This is a genomic window from Streptomyces sp. Pv4-95 (assembly GCF_045782725.1).
Classification (GTDB): domain Bacteria; phylum Actinomycetota; class Actinomycetes; order Streptomycetales; family Streptomycetaceae; genus Streptomyces.
On sequence record NZ_CP127172.1, the window covers coordinates 8,472,940 to 8,481,913 of the forward strand.

Below are 8,974 nucleotides of genomic sequence, written 5' to 3' on the forward strand. Positions count from 1 at the left end.
TACGACCGAAGGATCGTCATGCCTGCCAACCCGACCGACTGAGCTCCTCAGTCGCTGCTCGCCCCGGCGCCGCAGTCGCAGCCGGCTCCGACGCCGCCGTCCGCCGAGCACCCGCTGTTGAGTCTGCACGTCTTCACCGTTCTGCTGGGCTCAGCCGGTTTGGGCGTAGTTTCGGGCATCCTGGCGTTCGTGCAGAGCCATTCCCTGGCCGGTGCCGTGACCGCCGGTGGGGCCCTGGCTCTGTTGACGTCTCGTGACAGCGGGTGTTCATGGGTTTGGGAGGCGCTCGGTTCTCTGGCTGGGTGATGTTCACGATTTCGGTCAACTCAGGATCCAGCTCCAGGGCACGGGCTGGAGGAGCACGAGCCTCGGGATCGGGAAGCCGCGTCTCTCCATCTATCGCGGTTTGCGCGGCCTACTCAGCCTCATCAGTCATGCGCGGAACCTGCGGATGCCTTTCTGGGCCGTTCGCGGGTGGGGCTGGGCTGGGGTTTTGATGGAAGTCAATCCGCCGTGCCAAATCGCGTGGAGATCGTTCCCAACTGCGTGCATAGGGCAATCATATAGGTTCCGGGCTCTCCGAAGTGGTGCCGCTCTGCCGACCTGATCGGCTGCAGCGTCATGGGTTTCTCGCTACTCCACAGCGCGGCCGATGAGTTTGTGGCTCCCGGCCGGTCCAAGCTAGTGACACCCAGGAAAGGACACTGCCATGTCGGAGCTTCTCGTCGACTTCATCACCTCCCTCGACGGCCACGCATCGGGAGAGGGGTGGCCCGGGTTCTGGGGCCTCGAGGGCCCGGAGTACCTCGCATGGCTCGGCGAGCAGCCCGAGGCCACCCACCTGATGGGAGCGAACACCTATCGGCAGATGTCGGGCTTCGCCGCGGGCAAGGTCCCGAATGGCCAGGACGAGTTCAGGCCCGAGGAAGAGGCGTCCGTCGACGAGCTCACGAGGGCGTCCAAGGTGGTGTTCTCCTCCTCACTCGAGGAGCCACTGACGTGGGCCAACTGCACGCTCGTCCGCGACGACGCCGTTGAGGCGGTTCGCGCCATGAAGTCGAGTGGCTCTGGGCTCCTCAGCACGATCGGCAGCCTCAGCCTGTGCCGGTCCCTGCTACGTGCCGGACTCGTCGACCGCTTCCGGGTCGTGATGTTCCCGGTGATCACCGGGGCCACGGGCGAAGAACGCATCTACGACGGCTATCCGGACGTTGCCCTCGAGATGATCGAGCACCGCACCTTCGACGGCCGCATCCAGCTGGTCGAGTACAAGCCCCGCGTGCTCGAGCACCCGCCGCTCGGCATCCCTGCGTGACGTCGCCCCGTCCGCCGGTCTGGACGGCCGTCAGGTCGGCGTCGGCGGGCGCGGAGCAAGACCTTATAGGGGGCGAACGGCCAACGTCAGGACGCCCGATCCAGGTCTACTTGAGGAGCAGGGGTTGTGTTCCCCAGACACGGCGGCAGCACGACGGTGCTGTCAAAACTCGTGAACATCTCCCACCGGATTGATCACCAACTGCCGCCGGAACTCATGCACAAGTGCTGTCGCTCAACGTGAACGAAGCCAGGTGAGCCAGAACCCGAGAACGGGCGTCGCATGTTCATGGCTTCGGAAGCCACGGAGAGAGGCCGTCGTTCGAATTGAGTGATGGAGTCTGGCCGCATGCCATGGGATGGGGCTGCGACCGGGTGGGGCGTGGTGGTGCGAGCTGGAGATTGAGATACCCGACTGCGACGAGCACGGCCGCAACGGTGCCGCCCTCACCTCCCGGGTCATCTCTTTCAGCGCCCCGTACCCCTCGTCCAGCCCCTGCCCGACGAGGACTACAGCCGTCTCGACCCGCCGACTGCGCACGAGCGCCGGCGCCGGCGCATCTACGACGCACCCCGCACGAGCACAGCCGACTACGTCCACCGCGATGACTGCGCCCAATGCCTCGGCGACCGCCTCCTGAGCGAGACCCGAAGCACTCCAGCAGGCCGACCCGAGAACGCGGAGCCCTGCCCGGTCTGCCGCCCCGACACCGTCATGCGCCATGTCAGTTGAGGACGCTGGTGGCTGCTGGGAGGGCGGTCAATGGCGATGTGGAGGCGGCGTACCGGGTGAGGGTGCGCGCCGCCTGTTTACTCCGGGGCGGGGAGATCTGAGTGGTGCAGAGCGGCAACCACTGCGCCGGTCTGGACAAGTCCGTCCGTCGGCTCCGGTCCGCCCCGTCAAGGTGCTTGACCTCAAGTCAAGTTGAGTTTCTATGTTCTTCCCATGTCCACTTCGAGCAGCATCTCAGCTCCCTTCGTCCCCTCCCATGACGACGCCGGCCTCATCGCCCAGCCCATCGGATACTGGGCCAACGCGGCCGGCCAGGCCGTCGTCCACAACATCCGGACCGCGCTCGGCGCCCTTGGCCTGACCCAGCCCGCCTGGTGGGTCCTGCACCACCTCAGCCAGCGCCCGAAGGGCTGGGGCCGCGCGGAACTGACCGAATTCCTCAGCTATTACCCGGGCCCCGGCGATGACCTGCCCGGCGACATCGACAGCCTCGTCGCCCGGGGCCTTCTCTCCCAGGACGAGGACGGGCACCTGCTGCGGACCGAGTCGGGGGCGGAGCTGTACGCCCGTGCGGCGGCACGGCAGTTGGAGCTGCGCCGCCAGGTGCACGAGGGTATTCCGGGCGAAGAGTACGCCCGCGCTCTCAAGGTCCTGCAGCGCATGATCCACAACGTGAAGGGCGACGCGTGGCACCACTGATCCGGGCGCACGGCCCCGGCTCCCCGCTCGCGCCTCCCGGCTCCCCGGACCGGTGCCTGTCCAGCATGATCCGCCGGACAGGCGCCCCACGACCAGGTCCGGGGCCGGCTTCCCGTCCGCAGAGTTCTGCCGGAGATCGCCGAAGCGGTCGCCCTGTCTGCCTCGACGGTCGCCTACCACCTGCAAGCCCTGGAACGCCACGGGCTCGTCACCCACGCCCCGCACCGAAGCCGCTCGTGCCAGATGCGGTAACAGGCCTGTGGCCGCCACAGCCGAGGCTCGCGTTCGGCGAACCGGGCCCGGAACGTGCTCCGAGCCCCGTTGTCCACTCAGGGTTATGTAGGTGAGGAAGGCGGATGTTTCACCAGACAGGCAGCTTTCTACTCACCGAGGGAAGGGAGCCGCCCGGGCCAGAGGCCCAGGTGCACTGTTGCGCTCCTGTGCAAGGACCTCGTTCGCGTTGTCGGCACAACCACGAACCGAGGCCGGCTGGCAGCAAGGCGGCGCACCATCCCTCAACCGGCCGCCGGCAAAGCTCGACTTCGGCCGGCCATACGGCAGCGGAGAAATCCCCCGCGGGGACTGCTCGGAGCCGGGTAGCGTCCCTGGACATGCACAGCGATCTCGGCGCCGATCAGGCGTGGGAGCGGCTGCGGGCCAGCCGTTCCGATCCACCAGCCAGAGCCAACACCGGCTCCCGCCGCAAGACGTACTCGGCAGCCCTGGAGCAGGCTCAGCAGCTGTTCCAGGCCGCTGCCGTCGTGGGCCCGGCTACGCGCCCGGTCCCGGTCTTCTACGGCCTCAGCCAGGCTGGCCGCGCCATCGCGGCCGCCGCTTGGTCCCTCAAGGGCCAGGACTGGCGCCTCGACTCCCACGGGATCAAAACCACGGGCTTCCATCTGCCCTTCCCTGACATCGAGATACGCACCGACCCGCCCGGAACCCAGGGCAGCTTCGTGAAGGTCAGTGAGGTACTCGACTCACCGGTGTGGGAGACGGACCCGCTGCGCCTGGAGGACGTGTGGGACCTGCTGCCCCCGAACCTCCGCTACCCGCTCACCACCAGGGACCGGCTCACCCCGCTGTACGTCGACGAGGCCAGCGTCGGCATCCACGAGCACTCCCTCCTGAGCGCCTACGTGGGCAACATCCCCGACCGGGTCATCGATGCCGGCACCCGTGAGGCGCTGGCCGACTTCCTGACCTCGTATCCGGCCGTCGCTCGACACGAGAGCTACGTGACCACCGGCGTCGGGCCGGAGGCGCCTCCGGAGTACAGTCGCCGCGCGCCCGACAGGGGCGAAATGACGATCAACTGGCAGATGCCCCAGGGGGCGGGGACCGGATTCGACGGACTGGCCACCGGAGCCGGACGGACGGCCTACCTGCGAGCCATGACCCGCAGCTACGCCGGAGACCGGTACTTCCTGCCTGTCCACCCCCCGATGAAGCGAGAGCTGCACCCGCTGATGGCCTGGTGGGCAGTCCTGTACGCACTGTCCATGCTCTCCCGCTACCAACCCGCGGTCTGGGGCAAGCTCATCAGCGTCGACAACAGCCAGCACGCGGTCCCGATCGAACGGCTCCTCGAACGCGCCATCAACCACCTGCCTGTCCTGATCGCGGACACCATCGCCGAGGTGAGCACCTGAGCGAAGGCGCACAGCACGAAGCCCCGGGCGAGAACCCAGGGCGCGCCAGGTTCACCGATGAACTTGCGGCCTATACGCACTGCCGCCCCCGCCCAGCCCGGCCGCGGCCAACTTCGCACAGGAGACGCTCGGCTTCGGCTGACCGACGACAGCGGGGCCGGGCAGGATCACCCTGCCCGGCCCCGCTGCTCATTCCCGGCTGCTCACCTGCTGAGGCGGATGCGCGGTCCCCACGCGAACTCGAGGTCGTCCAGTGGGACGTCCTCCAGCTCCCTGTTCCACCGGCTGCGCAGGAGGAGCGGGTCGGCCTCCATCCGTTCGCAGATGATCAGGCTCTCGGGCCGGCTGACTAGCATGTACCGGCCGTGCGAGGCGGGCGCGCTGCCCGGCCCGTACGCGCGCAGCAGCCTCTCAGGCGCTCGCGGTGCTGTTCGGCGGATGCCTCCAGGCGATGTGCGTAGCCGTCCCGCTCGTCCTCGCGCACAGCGCTGAGGACCAACTTAAGGATCTCCTCCCACGCCTCGGGGATGAGGAAGTTGCCCGGGTCGGTCAGGGCCCACGTGCACCTCAGCGCCGCCGCCAGGAAGGCCTCGTGCTGGCCGATGCTTGCCAGCTCTTCCCCGTACGGGGCCGCGTCGTGCTGTTCGGTGCTCATGCTGCTCCTCCCTTGTCTGCCTGGGTGCGGTGGGCGATCCAGTCCGGATCGCGTATGGGCGCCGGCACCCGGGTCTCGGTGGCTGGGGCGTGCATGATGCGCCAGCTGGTGCGCGGTGCGGTGAAGCGGATCTGATCGGACGCCCATCGCCCAGTCGACGCCACGGGCCCAGCCGCCCGAGCAGATAGCCGGCCGCGAGCTCGGCTGCCACGGCGGCTACGTCGTCCTTCATGTCCAGCGCATTCCGATGGCGGAGAGTTGTTCTACGCGCTCCGGGGACAGCGCTGCAGCCCGGCTGCGTTGGTTGCTGATCCATGCGCCGAGTTTGAGTGTGACGTCCTGCTGCTCCTGGTCGTCGTCCTCGCCGTGGGCCGTGCTCAGGGTGATGGTTTCGACGTGTTTGCGTGGCACCTTCAGGTGTCCTTCGCGCTCGAAGAACTGTCGGGCGGCGGTGAGGTGCAGCGCCCATTTCTGTGCCTGGCTGGTACGCGGCTTGGGCTTCTGGTCCTCGGCGGCGGGTTCGATGCCGAGGACATGTTGGCACAGCCATTGCTGCACGGGGGTGAGCTTGTCCCACCCGTGCCGTTGCGCCCTCACCCATCGTCTGAGGTCTTCGCCTTGGCGTACGAGCTCGCCGGCCGTGAGGGGAAGCGTTCTGCCGGCGTCGAGGTGCTGTCGGATGAGGTGGAACGAGCGCTGCCAGGTCACCGACCACGCCGGGCACCAGGACGCGTCGATCTCCTCCAGCTGCTCACGCCGTGCCTGTGTCAGCGCGCCGGCCGACGATTCCACGGGCAGGCCTTCGGCGCGCCGCTGTTCGATCTCGGCGGCCTTGCGGGCGGCGGCGCGCTGGTTCTTGAGCCAGACCCCGACCTTCGCTCCCCGGTAGGTGGCATCCAACGGCGCCAACAGGTGCCCGTGTTCAGCAGCCCATCCACGCGCCGCGGTCAGGCCCTCCTCCCAGGCGACATCGAAGTGCGACCACACCATGCCCAGCTTCTCCAGCTGCGCGACGCGGTCGGCGTCCATGTCGCCCCGGGCGTAGAGGCGGCGGGCATCGGCGGTCCACTGCCCGAGCGGGAAGCCTGCCAGGGAGGCCGGCCAAGCCTCCGTCTCTTCCTCCCCCCGCGTCTCCACCTCCACCTCCGTCTGCCTCTCCGTCGCCGCGTGGGCGTCGTCCGGGGCGGGGATGCGGTAGGCGAAGGGCACCCGCAGGTCGCCGTGGAGCCGGTTGTAGACGACGGCAGCCTCCACTCCCCGCCGCCAGTGCTCGTGCTCGGGATTGAGCACCCGCAGGTTGATGAACGCCGCCAACTGCGCGGGATCGCGCGGCGTGGAGAATTTCAGGAGTGCCTGGGCCGGCGTTGATAGCCCGCCTTGCTCTGCTGCTCCCAGGCCCTGTTGGCCGCTTGAGCGGCTCTGTACGCCTCTGACGGGGCTTTGGGCCTGGGGTTCGGCGAGTACCTCCACCACGCGGGCGTCGTGTGCTCTGAGCGCCTCCAAGAGCTTCGCGAGTCCGCCGTACGCCTTCGACGTCAGCATGTTGTCCGCGCTCTCCCCGGGCCCAAGGAGCACGGGTACCACGAGGCTCGCGACCTTTCCCTCACCGGGCTGCATGCGCAGTGCTCGGCCCACGGCTTGGACGAGGTCGGGCATAGAGCCGCGGACGTCGGCGAAGTACACGGAGTCGCAGTCTTTGGTGTCGACGCCTTCCCCGAGCACCTTCACCGACCCCAGGTACGCCTTCTCCACCACGGTGCCGTCCGTAGCGATCCCGTCGGCGAACTCGCCCAGGACGCGGCGGCGGTGCAGCGGCTTGTGCTCTCCGCACAGCCAGTCGGCCCACACCGTTGCCGGGTAGAGCTCGGGGTCGCTGTCGTGCAGTTGGGCGGCGACGTCGGGCAGGCCGGCTGCGAAGCCTTCGGCTTCTTTGACGACGTGGTGGAACACCAGCGTGCGCCGGAAGCTCTCCTCCGCGGACGCCTTCACCAGAGCCGTCTGCAAGGCGGCAAGGCGGGCTCCGCGCACCTCATCTGATCGTCCGTCCGCGCCGAGCAGCACCGCGGCCTGGTGCTGGGTGTCCGTCACATCGACACAGACGACCTGGTAGGGGGCACAGATACCCCGGTCGATCGCCTCCGAAAGCGTCAACGTGAACGCCCTGCTGCCGAACGGCGAGCCAGGGTCGTCCTCCATCGACGCGACCAGCTCACCCGGGACGCCCTGCTGCTCCTGGTCTTCGTCGAGTTGCCAGAGGCGTGGTGTGGCGGTCATGTAGAGCCGGCGCAGGGAGGGGATCTTCTGGTTGTCGTGGATGACTGCCCAGGGCTTGCCGATCCGCCCGGAGGTGCGGTGCGCCTCGTCGACCACGACGAGGTCCCAGCCCGGCAAGCCGGCGGCGTGTGCGCGCTCCAGCGTGCCCAGCCCCAAAGACGCGTACGTGGCGTACACGGTGACCTTGTCCAGGCCGCGTGTCCACTCCACCAGCTCGTCGACGTCTGTGGTGTTGGGGAAGCCTGCCTCTTCGCCCCGCAGGGAGGAGACGCCGATCATCGGGCCTCGGCGGCCTCCCTCGCGCCACGCGATCTCGGTCTGGGCGAGCAGGTCGAGGGAGGGCACGAGCACCAGCACACGGCCCGCGTGGAGCTCCTCTGCGCTGCGGACGGCCACAAGGGTCTTGCCGGATCCGGTGGCCATGACGACCTGAGTGCGGAGCCCTCGCTCCGGGGCAAGGGATTTTGCAGAGAATTCGAGTGCACGCAAAACCGCGTCCACGGCTTCCCGCTGGTGAGCCCGGAGCTCTCTTGCTCCCATGATGCTCAGCCTCCTGGACGAATCGATAGGGGCGCATCTCGCGCGAGATGCCAGCAAGTACCCGTGCAACCACAAGCAAGTTACTTCTCGAACTTCGCCCTCCGCGATGCCCTCGAGTGCGCGCTCGGACCGATGCGAAGGCCTGAAGAGCGCCGCAGTCACACCAAATACGGGTACACCTTCATTCCAGAGTCTATCCGAAACCAAACTTTGAAGCATTGCGCCACGGTCAAACCCTACTGCTCCATGGCCGGCTCACGCAGCGTCCCGTCAGGATGCGGCCGGTCGCGCGATGACGGAGCGTTGACGCTCCGAGAGCGGGGTCCGTATTCTGGCCGTGCGCAAGGTGGTCAACGTTTGCCGATAAAGCCCTGAAGGCCGACACCCAGGGGCTCATGGGGGCGGAGACGAACCACCGGCGCAGAGCCTATGTGTCGGCAGAGACTCAGTTCGGGCCACAAGCATGTGGTCGGACTGAGTCTGCCTGCGCAGATGTCCGGCCACCTGGAAGGGGAAGGGCATCCGACCAGTGGACTCTGCCGTCATCCTGACAATCCTCGCCACCACCGGCGTGGCAAGCATCCTCGTCTTCGCATGCAAGGGCTTGCTCGACCAGCAGCCTGAGCTTGCCGAGTCGTTTAAACGAGCCCGGAGGGCCTGGCGCGAAGCCTGGAGGGACGAGGAGGAAACCCGCGAAGTGCAGCCGAGCGGCACCCGTCCGCGGGAAGGTGAACATACTCAGCGCCCCTGACCCCTCATCAGCCCCACCCGCCAGCGCTTCCTGGTAGCCGGCCCCGCCCGCGTGAGCGGGCGTCAGGCCCTGAAGGCGAAGCCGAAGGGGCCTTGAGGTGGGGGAGCGAAGCGGACCCACCGTCAGGCCAGCCCAGAACCGGCCGGCCCAACCAACACCCAGACCGACCGCCCGACCGCCCCTGGAGCGAAGCGGAAGGGGCCGGCCCGGCCTAGCCGGGCTTCGGTGAGCGAAGCGAACCGCAACCCCCGTGCGCAGCACGGGGGTTCGCACCCGCGGAGCGGGTGCGCAACACCACCGCGAAGCGGTGGTGTTCGCTTGCACAGCGCGCAGCGCTGTGGTACCCGCTCCGCGGG

The 8,974-nt window shown here is 68.2% G+C and carries 7 protein-coding genes; 4 read left to right on the plus strand and 3 right to left on the minus strand.

The features are described from left to right. Positions 1-709: 709 nt before the first annotated feature. The 4 genes from QOM21_RS37315 to QOM21_RS37330 all read left to right on the plus strand — a co-directional run bounded on the left by QOM21_RS37315 (position 710) and on the right by QOM21_RS37330 (position 4,398). Complete coding sequence (locus QOM21_RS37315) at positions 710-1,315, plus strand: dihydrofolate reductase family protein (protein WP_407555528.1); 606 nt, start codon at positions 710-712, stop codon at positions 1,313-1,315. A 945-nt stretch (positions 1,316-2,260) separates the two neighbouring features. Further along, positions 2,261-2,746 (plus strand): MarR family winged helix-turn-helix transcriptional regulator, encoded by a 486-nt coding sequence (locus QOM21_RS37320; protein ID WP_407547411.1) that lies wholly within the window; start codon positions 2,261-2,263, stop codon positions 2,744-2,746. A gap of 135 nt (positions 2,747-2,881) precedes the next feature. Beyond that, a complete protein-coding gene (locus QOM21_RS37325; RefSeq protein WP_407556023.1) occupies positions 2,882-2,998 on the plus strand; it encodes a helix-turn-helix domain-containing protein in 117 nt (38 codons plus the stop codon). Between the two features lie 359 nt (positions 2,999-3,357). After that, positions 3,358-4,398: a YaaC family protein gene (locus QOM21_RS37330; protein WP_407547410.1), complete on the plus strand. Its 1,041-nt coding sequence runs from the start codon at positions 3,358-3,360 to the stop codon at positions 4,396-4,398. 203 nt (positions 4,399-4,601) lie between these two features. On the opposite strand, the gene QOM21_RS37335 is transcribed toward QOM21_RS37330, so the two are convergent. The 3 genes from QOM21_RS37335 to QOM21_RS37345 all read right to left on the minus strand — a co-directional run bounded on the left by QOM21_RS37335 (position 4,602) and on the right by QOM21_RS37345 (position 7,867). Continuing rightward, complete coding sequence (locus QOM21_RS37335; RefSeq protein WP_407547409.1) at positions 4,602-4,754, minus strand: hypothetical protein; 153 nt, start codon at positions 4,752-4,754, stop codon at positions 4,602-4,604. Next, positions 4,748-5,053 carry a hypothetical protein gene (locus QOM21_RS37340; protein ID WP_407547408.1) on the minus strand — a complete coding sequence of 102 codons (306 nt, stop codon included), beginning with the start codon at positions 5,051-5,053 and terminating at the stop codon, positions 4,748-4,750. Before QOM21_RS37340 ends, QOM21_RS37335 begins: the two co-directional genes overlap by 7 nt. 228 nt (positions 5,054-5,281) lie before the next feature. Beyond that, complete coding sequence (locus tag QOM21_RS37345; RefSeq protein WP_407547407.1) at positions 5,282-7,867, minus strand: Helicase associated domain protein; 2,586 nt, start codon at positions 7,865-7,867, stop codon at positions 5,282-5,284. Positions 7,868-8,974 lie beyond the last annotated feature (1,107 nt).